Source organism: Brucella ciceri, from assembly GCF_041930145.1.
Lineage (GTDB): Bacteria > Pseudomonadota > Alphaproteobacteria > Rhizobiales > Rhizobiaceae > Brucella > Brucella intermedia.
This window is the reverse complement of the sequence record NZ_JBHEEV010000013.1, coordinates 1-17,166: the sequence shown is the minus strand read 5'-3', so window position 1 is coordinate 17,166 and position 17,166 is coordinate 1. Positions and strand designations below refer to the sequence as shown.

Below are 17,166 nucleotides of genomic sequence, written 5' to 3'. Positions count from 1 at the left end.
ATTCAGATCAAAGACGGCGAAAGAATTCGATATTCAAAAATGGGTTATGAAAACGGCCCGATCTATTCCACCATATTACGACTGCCTGCAAAGCTTCTTATGGGAGCTTGAACGTCGCAATGATCTCGTCAGGATCAGGCGTCCGGTATCGCTCGTCCAGGAGATAACCGAAATCCATAAGCGAGTGCTTGAGGATGATGGCCCGGCGCTGCTTTTCGAGCAGCCCGTCAACGCGGAAGGGCGTCGGCACTCAATTCCTCTGGTAGCCAATCTTTTCGGCTCGAGGCGGCGGATCGCGTTGGGGCTTGGCCGTTCTGTCGAAGAAATTTCCGGCCTTGCCGAGACGCTTGCGGAACTGCGCGCGCCAAAGCCGCCGCGTTCGGCGGGTGAGATATGGAGCAAGCTGCCTTTGGCAAAGGCCGCATTGAACATGCGCCTCCGTCATGTCCGACATGCGGCGGTGCAGGCTGAGGTGCTCGAGGGCGAAGCCGTCGATCTCGATCTGCTGCCTATCCAGTGGTGTTGGCCCGGCGAACCCGCCCCACTTGTCACCTGGCCGCTGGTCATCACGCAGCCGCCGGACGATCCATCCGATATCAATGTCGGGATTTATCGGATGCAGAAGCTTGGACACGACAAGCTCATCATGCGCTGGCTTGCCCATCGGGGCGGTGCACGCCATCATCGCATGTGGCAAAGGCGCGGCGAGGATATGCCTGTTGTCGTGGCCATCGGTGCCGATCCCGCGACGATTCTCTCGGCCGTCATGCCCCTGCCTGAAGGAATGAGCGAACTTGCCTTTTCGGGCCTGCTTGCAGGGCGGAGGCCTTCGGTGGTCAGTGCGTGCACCGTGCCGCTCTGCGTACCCGCCAATGCCGAAATCATTCTGGAAGGACGAGTTTCCTCATCCGCTACCGCGCCGGAGGGGCCGTATGGCGATCACACCGGTTACTATAATAGTGTGGAGGAATTTCCGGTGATGCAGGTGACGGCTATTACCATGCGAAAGAATCCCGTCTACCTTTCGACCTATACGGGTCGTCCGCCAGATGAACCCTCCAGACTTGGCGAAGTGATGAACGAACTGTTTGTGCCGCTTGTGCGGAAACAGTTTTCGGAAATCGTCGATTTGTGGCTGCCTCCGGCAGCATGTTCCTACCGCGCAATGGTGGTTTCGATCGACAAGCGCTATCCCGGCCAGGCCCGGCGGGTGATGATGGGGCTTTGGTCCATGTTGCCGCAGTTCAGCTACACGAAACTCATAATCGCAGTCGATCCAGACATAAATGTCCGCAACTGGGATGATGTCATGTGGGCGCTCGCCACGCGTTTCGATGCGAGCCGAGACGTCGTCACGTTGGCTGACACACCGGTGGATTATCTCGACTTCGCGTCGCCTCGTTCGGGTCTGGGCGGGAAACTTGGACTTGATGCGACCAACAAAATCGGGGCTGAAACCGAGCGGGAATGGGGTGCCGTGCTGGAGATGAGCGATGACGTGATTGCCCGTGTGGATGCGATGTGGGGCGAACTGGGTCTGGATAAGGAAACCATGCGATGAAACGGATTGTTGTCGGCATCTCGGGGGCATCAGGCGCTCTCATCCCGCTCAAGCTGCTGGAACAGCTTTCCGCCTTAAGTGATGTCGAAACCCATTTGGTTGTGTCGGACGCCGCTCAGCAGACCTTGCGTCACGAGCTAGGTCCTGACGGTTATGCGCTTCTGCACAGGCTCGCGAATAGAAGTTATTCTGTCAGCGACATAGGGGCCCTTATCGCGAGCGGATCGGTTGCAACCGCAGGTATGATCATTGCGCCATGCTCCATGCGTACACTTGCAGCGATCGCCACGGGGCACAGCGACAGCCTGTTAACCCGCGCGGCCGACGTTCATATGAAGGAACGACGCAAGCTGGTTCTGATTGCACGAGAAACTCCGCTGCATCTGGTGCATTTGCGCAATATGTGCACGGTAACGGAATTGGGTGCGATTGTGATGCCGCCGGTTCCAGCCTTTTATTTCAAGCCGCAATCTGTCGACGAGGTGGCCGATCAGATCGCGGCGCGGGCCATCGACCTGATCGGCATTGGCGAAAAGAGATCAGAAAGCTGGACGGGTATTCCAGCCATCCGATAACAGCAAGCAGGCCTATGCGAAAGGTTGCGTTGGGCTTTTCGCTGGCTGGGTGAACCATTTTGGCCCCGTTGCCGTCATATGGATATGATCTTCCAGACGGACGCCGAACTGGTCGGGGACCACGATCATCGGCTCGTTGGAGAAGCACATGCCTTCCGCAAGCGGGAGTGAGTTCCCGCGGACGACATAGGGGGCTTCGTGAATTTCCAGGCCAAGGCCGTGACCAGCGCGGTGAGGAAGGCCGGGCAGGGCATAATCCGGTCCCAATCCGTGCTTCACGAGCGCAGCGCGCGCTGCATCGTCAAGGGTTGAGCAAGCAGCGCCGAGCTTCGCCGCGTCGAAAACGGCTTGTTGGGCTTCGCGTTCGATCGCCCATATGCGCGAAAACTCTGCTGTAGGCTCATCCAGCATATAGGTGCGCGTGAGATCGGAATGGTAGCCGTCGATGCGGCAGCCTGTGTCCACAAGGATAACATCACCCGGCTGATAAAACTGTTCGCCGTCCGCGCCGTGCGGCAGTGAGGTCGCAGTCCCAAATGAGACGATACAGAATGTCGAGCCACCCCTTGCGCCGAGTGCGCGGTGCTGTTCATCGATAAAACGCACGACTTCGCTTGCGGCAATGCCGGGCTTGATCATTGCATGCGCACGGCGGTGGACTTCAAGCGTCAGATTCATCGCATACTGAATGATCGCAATTTCTTTGACCGACTTGCGGATACGCTGTTCCCGGATCAGCTCGCCGCCGTCGAGCAGCCGGTCCGGCTGGATCTCTTGCCTGAGAGCATTATAGAAAAACAGCGGGATGGCGTCATCGACCGCAAGTTTAGCACCTGCCGGGAGGAGCGATGCGATCAGCGCGGCTGGGTTCTCTTCCTCCTGCCAGATGCGGATTTCTCCAGCTAGATGCGGGAGGCTTTCGACGCGGCTCTGCTCAAAGCCGGGAACGATGTAAATTACCTCCGAAGGCGTAACGAGGGCGCCCAGAAAACGTTCGCTGATGTGCCAGACCAGCCCGGTATAATAACGCAAACTTGCTGTCGGCCCGAGCAGAAGCCCGCCGATACCACGTTCTCTCAACTTGCCTTGCAACGATGCCAGCCGTTCGAGACGCTCTTCCTGTTCGATTTGCGGTGGTGATGATGGCGAAGTCATAATGTATACCTTTGAGTTGTCGTTTATGCGCACGGCTGTTTGCTCGCCGGCAGATATATCACGGCTTTTGCCGTTCGGTAGTCATCTTCAGCCTTGATCCAGAAGCTTGTGCAGTTGCAGTTAACTGGCGGTGCTATGGCCGTGAGCGAGCCTGCGAAACGGGCCACCGCAGTGCTGGAAGGGTCGACTATTCACAAATAGATGATGACCAGGGACAGCGCTGTACATTGCGCGCTGGAACAGAAAGCACTAACTGGGTCACACTGTGGTAACAAAATTTGGGTAAGAAACCGCAGATTTCAAATTGAGTTAGCGTCTGTGAGGTTTCATGCCTGAGGTATGGCAGTGGGTTTCCGCTTTTGGCTTTTCGGTTGTTATTGTCGTGGCGGCGCTCGTCTATCTCAACATGTCAAACCGTGAAATGCCGGGCGACACATTCAATCTCTTCACAAAAGTTGGTGCTGTCGCCGTAGCATTCGTTGCTGCCTTTGCGAGCCTCGCCGCCGCAGCTATTATCGATTGATCTCGTCGTTCATAGTTTCAGCGAAGACACTGCCGCTTCGCTTTTATGCACGTAATCGCTGGCATCTGATTGTCGCTGAAACAGCAAGATAAAGAGCAGGTCCGTCAAAATAAGTTGCGCGTCGCGCGCGGTTATCGATGATGAGCGAACCCGCTCTTCATCCGCAACGGTATACAAGGGAATATCGGCAATTTCATTAAGCGGATTCCTGTTGAGACCTGTAACAGCGATTACGGTTGCTCCGCATTTCCTGGCTTCTTCCGAGATGCGGAGGGTTTCGATGCTCGTTCCCGAATAGGAGAGGGCAAACAGGACATCGCCCTCGTGCAAGGTCGAAACATTGGCCATCTGGATATGACTGTCGCTATCGTGCATCACGTTGCGGCCGAGTTTCATCAGCTTATAGGAAAAATCGCGCGCCACGAGTGACGATGCGCCAACGCCGGCGAGGTGGATACGTCGCGCGCTGATCAGCGCTTGCAATGCATCGTCGATATCCTGCTCGCTGTTGGCGGAAACCGTTCGTTGCATCGACTGCAGCTTGCTGCCGATAAGCTTCTGCAGAACGGTGATGTAACTATCCCCGGTTTCGATGGAGCCGTGCACCATGCCTGCTGGAACTTGCCATTCCTTGGCCCGGGCTTCGCTGACGGCGAGTTTGAGTTCCTGATAGCCGTCAAATCCGAATTTCTGGCTGAACTTGACCACGCTTGACTGACTGCGTCCGGTCGCCGCCGCGAGCGCGGAGGAAGAAAGTTTCAACACCTGTTCCGGATGGTCGACGATAAACTGACCGATCTTTCGATCCGCAACGGTCAGTTCGTTCAGTTTGGCGCTGATCTTTTGTAGAATCGACATATGTAACTATTCCCGATTCCGGTGCCGGAAGGTTCGATACTCGATTGCCTCGGTCGTAAGACAATTCGATTTGCTTTGGAATACAGAATTCCAACATAAACGATTATGCGTAATTGCCCAACGGTATGTGTGGAATGCGGCGCGGAGACCGGAACGCTTCAGCGGATAGCTCGCGATTAGATTCGATATCGGCAGAATTCACCTCTTTCCGCCGATGGTGATCCGGCAATATGTCTGATGCGGTGTTATCCGATTGGACCGTACTTCGGTGAAGGTAAGGAATAAAATATTCCGTATTTGAATTGACGAAAAGAATTTTCAATCCTAGCATATTAACCATAAAGGCGCATTTGAACGCCGCTCGACAGGCAGGCAGAGCATGACAGAACAGGCGTTGTTATCTGAACTGGATAAGCTGGTTTCAGAAGAGCGAAATCCGCGCACGATGGATATCGATCTGCTGGCCAGTCTTGCTATCGTGCGCCGCATTAACGACGAGGATCATCTGGTACCCGCCGCTGTCGAAAAAGTTCTGCCTCACGTCGCGCAGGCGGTCGACAGAATTGTTGACGCCTTTCGGAGGGGCGGTCGGCTGATTTATCTGGGTGCTGGAACGAGCGGACGTCTTGGCGTTCTTGATGCATCGGAATGCCCACCGACATTCAGCGTACCGGAAGGAATGGTGGTGGGCTTGATTGCAGGTGGCGCCGATGCGCTGCAACATGCAATCGAAGGCGCAGAGGACGATCCCTCACTGGGGGAGGCCGATCTGCGCAATGTGAGTCTGGCCTCAAAGGATGTCGTCGTGGGAATCGCGGTCAGTGGACGCACTCCTTATGTGATCGGAGGGCTGGCTTACGCGGCAACAATTGGTGCTACGACTGTGGCGCTTTCCTGCAATCCGAACTCGACGATTGCGGCTATGGCTGAAATTGCCATATCGCCAGTTGTGGGGCCTGAAATACTGACTGGTTCAACGCGCCTCAAATCCGGCACGGCGCAGAAGCTGGTGCTCAATATGCTGACGACGGCAAGCATGATCCGGATAGGAAAGACATATGAGAACCTCATGGTGGACGTCAGTGCCACCAACCACAAGCTTGTCGCACGTGCTTCGAGAATTGTCATGCAGGCAACCGGTTGCGGGGCGGGGGAGGCAAAACGCGTTCTCGCCCTGACGGATAATGACGTCAAGCTTGCAATCCTCATCACGATTACCGGAATGCCAGTGGATGAGGCAAGAAAGGCATTAAAGAATGCTGGGGGATTTCTTAGACAGGCAATAAATGCCAATAAAGCGTGAGCCGAAGCGGGGAAGCGGTCGGACATCAGCATTGCAGTGATTTGCGAGGGAAGAAAATGGGAGCGATTTTCAAAAAAAGCCTGATTGCGGGCGCCGCCACATTGGCATTGAGCATTGGGAGCTTCAGCGGGCTGGGCCTGTCTACGGCTTCTGCCGCGACGCTTCGCATGGCCTGGTCACAGGATGCCACCGGTCTTGATCCGCATAAGCAGCCGGCGTTTTCATCGATCCGGCTGCTTGAACTCATCTACGAGCCGCTCGTTCGTCTCGGTTCCGATCTTCAGATCGCGCCTGCCATTGCGAAAAGTTGGGAGTTTTCCGATGGCGGCAAGATTCTGACATTCAAGCTCGACCCGAATGCCAAGTTCCACAACGGTCAGCCGGTTACGCCAGCCGATGTGAAGGCATCCTTCGAGCGTATCCTGGACGAAAAAACGGGTGCGGTGGCGCGTGCCAATTTCGGTTCCATCGCCGCTATTGAGACGCCGGACAACGAAACGGTTGTCTTCAAACTCTCGCAGGCAGACGCCCCGCTATTGGCGGCCATTGCCAGCATCAATGCGGCTATCCTTCCTGAAAGCGAGATCAAGGCGGGCAATATTGGTACAAAAACCGTTGGATCCGGCCCGTTTGTCCTTGAACGTTGGGAACCGAATTCCAAGGAAGTACTGAAAGCCAATCCCGGTTGGGCCGGCGGTAAGGTAAGGGTCGACGGGATCGACATCAGTGTTCTGCCAGATGAAACGGCGATTCTCGCCGCGCTTCGCGCCAAGCAGATCGATTTTGCGCTTCTCAATGACCCGCTGGTCGCAACGATGGTGCCGAACGAAAGCGCTCTTGAGTTGGTGCGCACGCCGGCGCTTGCTTATCATGTCCTGCAATTGAACCCTTCGCGCAAGCCCATGACGGAGCTGGCCGTGCGTCAAGCTATTTCCTGCGCCGTTGACCGGCAGGATGTTCTCGACACGGCCTTGCTCGGCGAAGGAAAGGTGACGGGCCCGCTGACAATGCCCGCCTATGCAAGCGACCCCAGCACGCTTTTCTGCTATAAGCCCGATGTAGAAAAGGCGAAGAAGCTGATGGCGGATGCGGGCTATGCGGACGGTTTCTCGGCAACGATCATCGCGGCAAATGGAGAGCCTGCGACCGCTGCGGCCGAGGCGCAGGTGCTTCAGTCGCAACTCGCCGAAATCGGTGTAAAGCTCGATATCCGGATGATGGAACTGAACGTCTATGTCGATACGTGGCTGAAGGGGGACTTCGACATGGCGGTGGCGTTGAACGGCGGTTCGGCTGATCCCTATACGATGTATGGCCGATACTGGACCAAGGCGGGCAACCTTCAGAAGGTCGCGCAGTATATCGACGATACGCTTGACGATCTGATGCAGAAGGGGAGAGCCGAAACGGACCCTGAAAAGCGCAAGGTGATTTTTGCCGACTTCGATAAGCACATAACGGAAGTTTCTCCGTGGGTATGGCTCTATACGGCTAACACTTATGTTGCTCACCAGAAAAACGTTACCGGTTTCGAGCCTCGCGCAACCGGATCGCTATTCGGCATAACCAAGCTGCAGATCGGGCAGTGATGTCACGAAATCCGCCACGTCTTCCTGCGAAGGCGTGGCTTGCAAGTGCCTTCCGGAACGGCAGGCCGTGAGTAATCTGACATGAATTATCTGACACGTCGGCTGCTGACATTTCCTCTGGTCATGCTGGGGGTGTCGATCCTTGTCTTCGTTGCGATCCGTCTGGTGCCGGGTGATTCCATCACTGCCATGCTCGGAACGGAGGCAGGGTTGTTGACCCCGGAACAGCGGCAGGCGCTGGCGCAATATTTCGGTATCGACCAAAGCTGGACCACCCAGTACTGGCGATGGCTGGGTGATGTGCTGCAAGGTAATCTTGGTGTCTCGGTGACATTCGGAAAGCCGGTTTTGACGGTTATCCTTGAGCGTTTTCCGCTGACACTCCAACTTGCATTGATGTCGGTGTTTATCGCTTTGCTCGTTGGACTCCCTGCTGGCGTTTATGCGGCAACGCGCAACGAGAAAAAATCCGATCTGGCGGTGCGCATTTTCGCAATGATCGGGCAGTCGACTCCGAGCTTCGTTCTCGGTCTCCTCTTTATTTATATACTGTCGGCGGGGTTTGGGGTTTTGCCTGCGATGGGCGAATTTACACCTTTCTGGGTGAACCCGTGGCAGAATTTCCTGCAGATGATCTTGCCGGCCCTGACGCTCGGCTTTGCTTTTGCGGCATCGGTCACACGCATATCGCGTTCGGCCATGCTGGACGTTCTCAGCGACGATTACGTTCGCACGGCTCGCAGCAAGGGAGCATCGGCTCGCTCTGTCATCTGGCGGCACGCATTGCCTAATGCGCTGATACCAGTAGTGACCCTGAGCGGAGTGGAGTTCGGCTATCTTCTGGGCGGAGCTGTGCTGGTTGAGCAGATATATGCTCTGCCGGGGCTTGGACGCATGGTGCTCGACGCCATTCTCCAGCGCGATTATGCTCTGGTGCAGGGCAGCATTCTTTTCATTGCCTTCAATTTCATGATCGTCAATCTGCTGGTTGATCTCCTGTATGTAGCGCTCGATCCGCGCATTCGTCTGGAGGAAAGCTGATGCAGATATTGCGTTCTGTTTTCGCTCATCCCAGCGGTCGTATCGGCGGGTTCATCGTTCTGGTTTATCTGATCGTGGCTTGTCTCGGCTATTTCGGCTTCACGCCGCATGATCCGCTGATGCAGTATCGGATAGACAGGCTGCGTCCTCCAGGTGCTCCCCACTGGATGGGAACCGACCTTTTCGGACGTGACGTCATGAGCCGCCTGATGGCTGGTGTCGCGCAATCCTTCATGGTGGGCTTTTCGGCAGTCGGGATTGCCGCTTTCGCGGGAACTGTTCTGGGATTGACCGCGGCGTGGTTCGGGCGCTGGTGGGACGGTGTCGTCATGCGCATCATGGATGTGCTTCTGGCGTTTCCGGCAATCTTGCTTGCGCTTCTCATCATTGCTGTTGTCGGGCCGGGAACAGGAACAAGTGTCGCCGCCATTGCCATCGTTTACACCCCGATCTTCACGCGGGTTGTACGCGGCCCGGCCTTGTCGATCAAAACACGCGAATTCGTTGATGCGGCGCGTACGTTCCACAGCAGCAACCGTTATATCCTTTCCCGCCATCTGCTGCTTAATCTGGTGGCCCCTTTGACAGTGCAGATCACCCTGGCGCTCGCCTGGTCGTTGCTGACGGAGGCAGGCCTGAGCTTTCTGGGTCTGGGCACACAGCCACCCGCTTCGTCACTTGGTCTCATGCTGGCCGATGCGCGTAATCTCATGGAGATCGCGCCATGGCTGCTGGCCTTTCCGGGACTTACGATCATGATCGGCATTCTTGGCTTCAACCTTCTGGGTGATGCCCTGCGCGACATCCTCGACCCGAAGATGCGGAGAGCGATGGCATGAGCACGCTGCTTTCTGTCTCGAGCCTTCGCGTTGGATTCGGTCGCAATCCTGTAGCCAACGAGATTGTGCGTGGCGTAAGTTTTGATCTCGCTGTGGGCGAAACACTGGCAATTGTCGGCGAAAGTGGTTCCGGCAAATCTGTAACGGCCCTGTCGCTCAATCGTCTGGTGGATTTTGGCGGCGGTCGCGTCATCGACGGATCAATCAAGCTGAATCGCGCAAACGGTAGCACAATCGATCTTGTAACTGCGAACGAAGCAGAGCTGACGAAAATCCGCGGTGCAGAAATCGGTATGATCTTTCAGGAGCCGATGACATCCCTCAATCCTGTACTGACGATAGGCACGCAGATCGAGGAATCATTCCGTCTCCATCGTGGGCTCACAGGAAAACAGGCAGCTTCCGCTGCCAAGGACGCGCTGGATCGCGTGCGTATTCCGGACGCCGCACGGCGGCTCAAATACTGTCCGAACCAGCTTTCCGGGGGCATGTTGCAGCGAGTGATGATCGCCACGGCGCTTGCATGTAATCCGCGCCTCATGATTGCCGACGAGCCCACGACGGCGCTCGATGTTACCGTGCAGGCGCAGATCATGGCGCTGCTCGCACAGCTGAAGCGAGAAACCGGCATGGCGATGATCTTCATCACGCATGACATTGGTCTGGTCGCAGGAATGGCCGACAAGGTCATGGTGATGCAGCATGGCAAGGCGGTTGAACAAGGACAGCTGAGCACTGTTCTCGACCAGCCTCAGCATCCCTACACACAACATCTCCTGAAGGCCGTTCCGCATTTTGAAAGCGGCAAAGCGGTGCGAACCGATACCGTGCGCACCACGCTATCGGGAACAAAACCGATCCTGTCGGTGAAAGGATTGACGGTCCGTTTTCCGGTCAAAGGCGGTTTTCTGGGTCGCAGGCTGGGGGCAGTTCATGCGGTGGAGAACGTCGATCTTGATCTCATTCCCGGTGAAACGCTTGCGATCGTGGGGGAGAGCGGTTCGGGAAAATCGACAACTGCGCGAGCCATTCTCGGGCTTGTCAAAGCTTCACGCGGAAAGTTGGAAATTGGTGCGGTTAGCACCAACGATGCGGGAAATTTCTCTTCGGTGCAGATGGTTTTTCAAAACCCCTACGCATCGCTCAATCCGCGTCTGCGCATAGATAGTATCCTTGCCGAGCCGGTTATCGCAGCTGGCGGGCGGGACGGACCGGAGACGCGGCAGAAGATGCTACAACTGCTTGACCGCGTCGGGCTCCCCGGCAACAGCTTGGAGCGCTACCCACATGAGTTTTCGGGCGGGCAACGCCAGCGGCTCTGTATCGCCCGCGCGCTGATGCTGAACCCGGCGGTCGTAGTTCTGGACGAAGCCGTTTCCGCGCTGGATGTATCTGTGCAGGCCAAAGTTCTGGACTTGCTGATCGACCTCCAGAAGGAGCGTGGCCTTGCTTACTTGTTCGTATCGCACGACATGGCAGTGGTAGAGCGGATCGCGCATCGCATAGCAGTTGTCTATGCCGGGCAAATCGTGGAAATCGGCGATGCCGCAACAATCCTTTCTGCGCCGAAACACTCTTATACGAAGCGGCTGATTTCTGCTGTTCCAAGTATTGATCGGCGCAACGAACATTTCGCCCTCGACACACGACAAGTGCCCTCGCTTGTGCGCCCGCTGGGTTATGAGCCGGAGCCGGCAAACTGGCAGACATATGGCCGGGATCACATGGCCCGGACCGAGGCATAATTACCATGGCAGAATCAAATATTCCCCGATCCGATACCGCCTTTACGGCTCGCTTTGAAAAAGCGTTCGCTTTGGTGAAAGACGCTTGCGACTCTTATCGCATTCCCGGCGGTGTTCTTGGGATGGTCGATCTTTCTGGCAACCGCGCTGTCAGGGCGACCGGCTTTGCACAGATCGTCCCGACCAGACGGGCAATGAGCATCGATACGTGGTTCGATCTTGCTTCGCTGACAAAAGTCATTTTCACGACGCACCGCATTCTTGCGCTGGCTGAGGATGGCGTCATTGATCTCGATGCGCCATTGACCACCTTGCTACCCGATCTTCGGCAGTATGATAATGACGCCTGGGAGCGCAAGGTCACGTTCCGTGAATGCCTTGGCCACCAGACGCCTTTTCCGTCCGTCGAACCGATCTACACTTACGGGCGTGATCCGGAACTTTTGCGCGCGTTCGTTCTGCAGCGCGAATGGCGCAAATGCCAACCGGTTTATTCGGACATCAATTTCATCCTGCTCGGCTTTGCGTTGGAAAGGCTATACGGCAAGACCATTCGAGAGATGGAGCCCGGCGAGGGCTTCGCTTTTTCTGCGGAGCCGGAAATGAGTGCCGCGACGGAAAACTGCACATGGCGCAATCGTGTACTTTGCGGCGAAGTACACGACGATAATTGCTCGGCATTGCAAGGGGCCGCGCATGCCGGTCTGTTCGGTACTGCCGCATCCATACTCGATTTCGCGCTTGGTCTGCTTGACGGAACGGGAGCACCGCGAAACGTGATCGCCCACATGCGTCAGCCACTATCCGCAACCCGCACGCATGGCTGGGAACGGCCTTATGATGGCTGGTCGGGCGGCAGCTTCAATTCGAAGGATACGATTGGCCATACCGGGTTTACCGGAACCGGCTTATGGATCGATTTTGAAGCAGGCCGGGCATGGACCCTGCTCACCAACCGCATTCATCCCACCCGTCATTTCGACAGCGGTATCTTGGCACTGCGTCAGGGCGTTGGTGACGCAATCTCATTGGGATAGGAGACATCTATGCAGCCAATATGGGCCGTCGGACTGATGACCGGCACAGTTCTTGACGGAAACATCGACGTCGCTCTGTTGAAAACAGATGGGGAAACGGTAACAGAATTCGGAGCGTATGCGCTAAAGCCTTATCCGCGCTGGATTCGCGACCTGTTGGAACAGGCACAGGCCGAAGCGCGCATCTGGAATTTCGAAGGATCGGAGCCCACTGTTTTTGCCGAGGCGGAAGAAGCGCTGACGCGCGCGCAATCTGCGGCTGTCCGCGAATTGGTAGAGGAAAGCGGGCTCTCGATGGCGGATATCGGTGTCGTCGGCTTCCACGGGCAAACGGTTTTGCATCGCGCGCCGCAAACCGGTCGAATCGGAGACACAAGGCAACTCGGCGACGGAAGGCTTATGAGCGAACTCCTGGGGACCAAGGTCGCCTATGATTTTCGCACCGCAGATATCCGTGCTGGCGGGCAGGGTGCTCCGCTTGCTGCCATATATCATGCTGCCTTGCTGCGCAGCGTGGATCCGAGCGGCAATACAGCGATTCTTAATCTCGGCGGTGTCGGTAACATCACCTGGTGGGATGGTGAGGATGCGCTTGTGGCATTCGACACGGGACCAGCCAATGCGCCCATCAACGATTTCGTGAAAGCACGCGGCTTGGGGGAAATGGATCGCGACGGAGCGCTGGCGGCGAAGGGCAGCGCGGACGAGGCACGGCTCGCCGAACTGCTCAAACACCCCTATCTGGCCGCGCCATATCCTAAATCTCTGGATCGGTTCGATTTTACGGATGCAATGGCTGATGGTCTGGATGAGGAAGATGGGGCGGCCACGCTGACCGCGTTCACGACTTCGGCAGTAGGCAAGGCTTTGGACCTTCTCCCCCGCCGACCTCAGCGTCTTGCCGTCAGTGGGGGTGGACGCCGTAACCCGACAATGATGCGCATGTTGGTTGAGCGTGCGAAAGTGGAACTTGTTCCAGTCGAAACGCTTGGCTGGCGGGGCGATGCCGTGGAAGCGGAATGTTTTGCTTTCCTGGCGGTACGTGTCCTGCGCGGCCTGCCCATCAGCTTTCCAAGCACAACGGGCGTGCCGAAAGCCATGACAGGTGGAAAACTGGCAGGCTGAATCAACGATCCATATCGATTATTTCTACAGGGCGGCGTCATGACGTTGCCCTGTTTTGGTATGGATCGACACTCCCGCCTCAACTGATTATCGGGCATGGCATGTTAAAATGCGACCGTTATGTGAAAGCTATCTAATATTAAGATGGTTCTCCAACTGCGACCCTTTGAAGTTACGTTGCGTCAGGGGAGCTTTTGATATTTCATTTTTATTGCAGATAAGCATGAAAAGGTACAAAACTGGTGCGATCTTCACGTTGATTTAGGCAATTCTCTTTAATGGTTTAGTTTATTATGGAGAATGCAATGAAACTTATCCGAGCCCTTTTCTGCCTGGTCTTGCCTCTTGCCTGGTTGTCCGGGGCAGCTGCTGAACCCTTGGCGAAGCCGACCGGTAAGCCGATTCTCGTCATATCCGGCAAAATCTCGAATACGAATGTTGGCGATACGGCCCAGTTTGATCGGGACATGCTGGAAGCGATGGGGTTGGTCACCGTGGAAACGGCAAATCCTTGGTATGACGGTCGCGTGCGTTTCGAGGGCGTATCGATGGACAAGCTTATGTCGCTCGTGGGCGCGAAGGGAACGAAGGTGACCGCAGTTGCTTTGAACGATTACGTTAGTTCGTTGCCGTTGGAGGACTTCAAGAGATTCAACGTTATTCTTGCCATGAAGCGGGATGGGAATTACATGCCGGTTCGTGACAAAGGACCGTTGTTTATAATTTACCCTTATGACAGCGACCCACAACTTCAAACTCAGACCTATTACACACGTTCTGCCTGGCAGGTTGCCAAGCTGATAGTTGAATAGAGGCAAGTGTGAGACGAATTCTAGGCGTTATTATCTGTTGTTTCGTGGTGGCAACGGCGTATATCGCCTATGTCATTGCCGAACGGCAGACAGCGCTTCAGAAATTCTCCCGTTATAACGACTCCTGGGCCGTCGGGCAGACGGTGTCCGAATATATGCGGCTCGAGCATGTTCTGGCTGGATATGCCCTGAACATGAACGAAGAAAGCCGCGACGAATTACGGCTTCGTCTCGATATTATGTTGGGTCGGTTGGAATTGCTGCAACAGGGCAATCTGCGATCCTTCATTCAGGACGATCCGCAGCGCCGTGATCTGTTTTTGAAACTGAGCGATGTTCTGCAGGCGCTTGATCGTCAGTTCGATAAGTTGGACATAGACAGTATCAAAACTGTCCTGCACTCCATGACCATACTTGATGGACCGATGACAGCGCTTGCCTCGACGGCCGTCGAATATGACGTAGGGCTTATCGATGCCGCACAGGCGGAAGTGCGTCAACTGCATCTCATCTACACTGGTTTGGCGGCGGGCCTCATCATTTGCGGGGTGGTGCTGGTTATCCTTCTGCTTCGCCACAACAAGCTTCTTGATAGGGCGCATGGTAGCATGCAGCGCCTGACGAGCGATCTTCGGCAGGCGACTGGGGAACTGCAGTCTCAGAACTTTCGGCTTGAACATGATGCGCACCACGATGCTCTGACCGGTTTGCCCAATCGTGTTCTGTTTCGGCAGGATCTGGAAAAAAGGCTGGAAGCCGCACATGCCGGAGGTCAGTCGGCGGTCATTCTTCTTCTGGACCTTGATGGTTTCAAAGACGTCAACGATACACTTGGACATGATGTCGGCGATGCGTTGTTGCAGGCTGTCGCGCGGCGTCTGACCAAACTGGGCGGGCGAGGCGACATGGTCTGCCGGTTGGGGGGCGATGAGTTTGCCTTGCTCTCCACGGGACTTCAGGAAGATCAGGCCCTGGAACTTGCAGACCGCCTGATGGAGGCCATCAGTGAGCCATATCATGTGGGCGAATTGGAAATAAAAATCGGAACTTGTGTCGGCGTCGCGATCTCTCAGGGCGAGCCCGATACGGAAGAGCTTTTCAAACACGCCGATCTTGCGCTCTACGAAGCAAAGGCGCTTGGACCCGGTCACGCGAGTGTGTTCGAATCCCAGATGCAGACACGCTTGCGGGAAAAGAAATCATTCGAAGCCGATCTTCAGAAGGCGCTGGAGAACCGTGAGATGGAGGTCTACTATCAACCGCAAGCCTGCACCGTAACGCGGGAAATATGCGGTTATGAGGCCCTGCTTCGTTGGACACACCCGGTCCGAGGCTCGGTTTCACCGGTCGAATTCATTCCAGTCGCCGAAAAGATAGGCTTTATTCATGCACTGGGGGATTGGGTGCTCAAGACGGCCTGTCTGGAGGCCGCACATTGGAACAAGCCTCTCAAGATCGCGGTCAACCTCTCTCCTGTTCAGTTTCGCAGTCTGAACCTTATTCAGAGCGTTATTGATGCGCTGGAGCAAAGCGGGCTTGGTGCGGACCGGCTCGAACTTGAGATTACGGAATCGGTGCTGCTGGACAAGAACGAACAGACCTTGAGCACGCTGCGCCAACTGAAAGCACTGGGTATTCAGATCGCCATGGACGATTTTGGCACAGGCTATTCTTCGCTCGGCAGTCTCAGCGGATTTCCCTTCGACAAGATCAAGATTGATCGTACTTTCGTGAGCGATGTGACCACACGGCCCGACGCACTTGCGATTGTCGAACTCGTAACCGGAGTAGGGCGCAGCCTCAGAATGGTGACGATCGCGGAAGGCATTGAAACCGAGGAGCAGTTTGAATGCCTCAAGCGGCTAGGATGCGATCAGGTCCAAGGCTATCTAATTGGTAAGCCGATGCCCGCTTCAAAGCTCAAACATCTCCACGGACACCCGCGAGACTTGAAGACAGTCGGTCTGGCTTCCAATCATTGATGATATCATCGCGTTGCAACTGGCTTCAAAGGCACAAATCAGTTTATGCTCATACGCTGATTGCAGCGCAAAATTAGATTGCGATGTAATACATCAATATGTCGGAACTCTTTGCTCGTTTGTTCGAACAAGATGTTCCGTGGGGAACCGGGGCGCAGGAATTGCTGAAAGTACATGGGATTAACGTACCGATAACGTCTGACGAAGTTTCGCCGGTTATCTGGCAGGCTTTGACAAGTGGCAGCTATGAGGCCAAGGAAGCACGTTCGATTTTCAAGGCGGTCAAGCCAGGGGATCGTGTACTGGAACTCGGTTCAGGCATCGGAATTATCACCTCCATTATTGCCAGGATAGCGGATGTGTCGGTTTGGGCTTTCGAGGCGAACCCGACAACAGCGGCACTGGCCCGGCGTGTTGTCGATGCCAACGGCCTCAACAATGTGGTGCTGTCACAAGGGATTCTGACTGCGGGTGAGCCCAGTTCGTTCCGCTTTTATGTGCGGCGTGATCTCTGGATGTCGTCCATGGACGAGAATCAGGGGCCTTACGAACATGCCATAGAACTGTTCTCGACCAATATTGACGAATTCATCGCTCAACACGGCATCAATGTCCTCGTTATGGATATCGAGGGCGCCGAGCGTGATCTGCTGCAAAACGCGGATTTGACAGGCGTGGAACGCATCTTTCTTGAATTGCACGACCATCTCTACGGCCTGGCTGGCATTCGGGACATGACCCAGGCGCTTGCGTCTAAGGGCTATGCATATGATCCCCGCGGTTCCCAGGGACCATGCGTATTGTTCTCCAAGGATGATGGTGCGCGCGAATACGAACCCGATTAGCGCATCGCGTTCCTACATACTTTTGAAAAAGGGCCGCTTTGAGCGGCCCTTTTTCTTTGATGCCTGTGGAAAGAATTTTTGGAAAAAGTTATGATTGGTCGTTGACAGTTTTGTTTGGTGGGGTCTATATGGCGCCACAACGAGGGCGGCGGCGCCGCAAGCGGCAGGCTGATGCG

15 protein-coding genes are annotated in these 17,166 nt (G+C 55.6%); 13 read left to right on the top strand and 2 right to left on the bottom strand.

The annotated features are described in order from the left end of the window. Window positions 1-46 precede the first annotated feature (46 nt). Complete coding sequence (locus JNC63_RS19560; protein ID WP_006470148.1) at window positions 47-1,561, top strand: UbiD family decarboxylase; 1,515 nt, start codon at window positions 47-49, stop codon at window positions 1,559-1,561. Further along, entirely contained in the window at window positions 1,558-2,136 is a 579-nt protein-coding gene (locus JNC63_RS19555) for a UbiX family flavin prenyltransferase (protein WP_006470149.1), read from the top strand. Before JNC63_RS19560 ends, JNC63_RS19555 begins: the two co-directional genes overlap by 4 nt. Window positions 2,137-2,148: 12 nt before the next feature. Here JNC63_RS19555 and JNC63_RS19550 read toward each other — a convergent pair whose 3' ends face one another. Beyond that, a complete protein-coding gene (locus JNC63_RS19550) occupies window positions 2,149-3,291 on the bottom strand; it encodes a M24 family metallopeptidase (protein ID WP_006472087.1) in 1,143 nt (380 codons plus the stop codon). 328 nt (window positions 3,292-3,619) lie between these two features. On the opposite strand from JNC63_RS19550, the gene JNC63_RS19545 reads away from it, so the two are divergent. After that, window positions 3,620-3,814: a hypothetical protein gene (locus JNC63_RS19545; protein WP_006470151.1), complete on the top strand. Its 195-nt coding sequence runs from the start codon at window positions 3,620-3,622 to the stop codon at window positions 3,812-3,814. A 9-nt stretch (window positions 3,815-3,823) separates the two neighbouring features. Here the strand turns inward: JNC63_RS19545 and JNC63_RS19540 are convergent, their stop codons facing one another. Further along, window positions 3,824-4,672 carry a MurR/RpiR family transcriptional regulator gene (locus tag JNC63_RS19540; RefSeq protein ID WP_006470152.1) on the bottom strand — a complete coding sequence of 283 codons (849 nt, stop codon included), beginning with the start codon at window positions 4,670-4,672 and terminating at the stop codon, window positions 3,824-3,826. 379 nt (window positions 4,673-5,051) lie between these two features. Between JNC63_RS19540 and murQ the strand changes: the two genes are divergently transcribed. The 10 genes from murQ (at window position 5,052) to JNC63_RS19490 (ending at window position 16,990) form a co-directional block, all read left to right on the top strand. Then, window positions 5,052-5,975: an N-acetylmuramic acid 6-phosphate etherase gene (gene murQ, locus JNC63_RS19535; protein ID WP_006470153.1), complete on the top strand. Its 924-nt coding sequence runs from the start codon at window positions 5,052-5,054 to the stop codon at window positions 5,973-5,975. A gap of 56 nt (window positions 5,976-6,031) precedes the next feature. Then, window positions 6,032-7,564: an ABC transporter substrate-binding protein gene (locus JNC63_RS19530; protein ID WP_063620234.1), complete on the top strand. Its 1,533-nt coding sequence runs from the start codon at window positions 6,032-6,034 to the stop codon at window positions 7,562-7,564. A gap of 81 nt (window positions 7,565-7,645) precedes the next feature. Beyond that, the gene (locus tag JNC63_RS19525; protein WP_006470155.1) at window positions 7,646-8,605 is read left to right on the top strand and encodes an ABC transporter permease; all 960 of its coding nucleotides are present in this window, start codon (window positions 7,646-7,648) and stop codon (window positions 8,603-8,605) included. After that, window positions 8,605-9,444, top strand: a complete 840-nt coding sequence (locus JNC63_RS19520; RefSeq protein ID WP_063620235.1) for an ABC transporter permease — start codon at window positions 8,605-8,607, stop codon at window positions 9,442-9,444. Before JNC63_RS19525 ends, JNC63_RS19520 begins: the two co-directional genes overlap by 1 nt. Then, window positions 9,441-11,189 (top strand): ABC transporter ATP-binding protein, encoded by a 1,749-nt coding sequence (locus tag JNC63_RS19515; protein WP_063620236.1) that lies wholly within the window; start codon window positions 9,441-9,443, stop codon window positions 11,187-11,189. The genes JNC63_RS19520 and JNC63_RS19515 overlap by 4 nt, the downstream gene beginning before the upstream one ends. 5 nt (window positions 11,190-11,194) lie before the next feature. Next, window positions 11,195-12,226, top strand: coding sequence for a serine hydrolase domain-containing protein (locus tag JNC63_RS19510; protein WP_006470158.1), 1,032 nt, complete (start codon window positions 11,195-11,197; stop codon window positions 12,224-12,226). Between the two features lie 9 nt (window positions 12,227-12,235). Next, on the top strand, window positions 12,236-13,351 hold the full coding sequence (locus JNC63_RS19505) for an anhydro-N-acetylmuramic acid kinase (protein ID WP_006470159.1): 1,116 nt from the start codon (window positions 12,236-12,238) through the stop codon (window positions 13,349-13,351). Window positions 13,352-13,656: 305 nt separating this feature from the next. Next, window positions 13,657-14,163: a putative pterin-binding protein gene (locus tag JNC63_RS19500; protein WP_006472448.1), complete on the top strand. Its 507-nt coding sequence runs from the start codon at window positions 13,657-13,659 to the stop codon at window positions 14,161-14,163. Between the two features lie 8 nt (window positions 14,164-14,171). Then, window positions 14,172-16,145: a putative bifunctional diguanylate cyclase/phosphodiesterase gene (locus JNC63_RS19495; protein WP_006470161.1), complete on the top strand. Its 1,974-nt coding sequence runs from the start codon at window positions 14,172-14,174 to the stop codon at window positions 16,143-16,145. 98 nt (window positions 16,146-16,243) lie between these two features. Further along, on the top strand, window positions 16,244-16,990 hold the full coding sequence (locus JNC63_RS19490; protein ID WP_006470162.1) for an FkbM family methyltransferase: 747 nt from the start codon (window positions 16,244-16,246) through the stop codon (window positions 16,988-16,990). The last annotated feature ends 176 nt before the right edge of the window (window positions 16,991-17,166 follow it).

Coding starts and splice junctions, on each gene's coding strand:
- JNC63_RS19500 (WP_006472448.1), top strand. CDS start 13,657: ATGAAACTTATCCGAGCCCTTTTCTGCCTGGTCTTGCCTCTTGCCTGG.
- JNC63_RS19560 (WP_006470148.1), top strand. CDS start 47: ATGAAAACGGCCCGATCTATTCCACCATATTACGACTGCCTGCAAAGC.
- JNC63_RS19545 (WP_006470151.1), top strand. CDS start 3,620: ATGCCTGAGGTATGGCAGTGGGTTTCCGCTTTTGGCTTTTCGGTTGTT.
- JNC63_RS19550 (WP_006472087.1), bottom strand. CDS start 3,291: ATGACTTCGCCATCATCACCACCGCAAATCGAACAGGAAGAGCGTCTC.
- JNC63_RS19520 (WP_063620235.1), top strand. CDS start 8,605: ATGCAGATATTGCGTTCTGTTTTCGCTCATCCCAGCGGTCGTATCGGC.
- JNC63_RS19525 (WP_006470155.1), top strand. CDS start 7,646: ATGAATTATCTGACACGTCGGCTGCTGACATTTCCTCTGGTCATGCTG.
- JNC63_RS19515 (WP_063620236.1), top strand. CDS start 9,441: ATGAGCACGCTGCTTTCTGTCTCGAGCCTTCGCGTTGGATTCGGTCGC.
- JNC63_RS19555 (WP_006470149.1), top strand. CDS start 1,558: ATGAAACGGATTGTTGTCGGCATCTCGGGGGCATCAGGCGCTCTCATC.
- murQ (WP_006470153.1), top strand. CDS start 5,052: ATGACAGAACAGGCGTTGTTATCTGAACTGGATAAGCTGGTTTCAGAA.
- JNC63_RS19505 (WP_006470159.1), top strand. CDS start 12,236: ATGCAGCCAATATGGGCCGTCGGACTGATGACCGGCACAGTTCTTGAC.
- JNC63_RS19490 (WP_006470162.1), top strand. CDS start 16,244: ATGTCGGAACTCTTTGCTCGTTTGTTCGAACAAGATGTTCCGTGGGGA.
- JNC63_RS19540 (WP_006470152.1), bottom strand. CDS start 4,672: ATGTCGATTCTACAAAAGATCAGCGCCAAACTGAACGAACTGACCGTT.
- JNC63_RS19530 (WP_063620234.1), top strand. CDS start 6,032: ATGGGAGCGATTTTCAAAAAAAGCCTGATTGCGGGCGCCGCCACATTG.
- JNC63_RS19510 (WP_006470158.1), top strand. CDS start 11,195: ATGGCAGAATCAAATATTCCCCGATCCGATACCGCCTTTACGGCTCGC.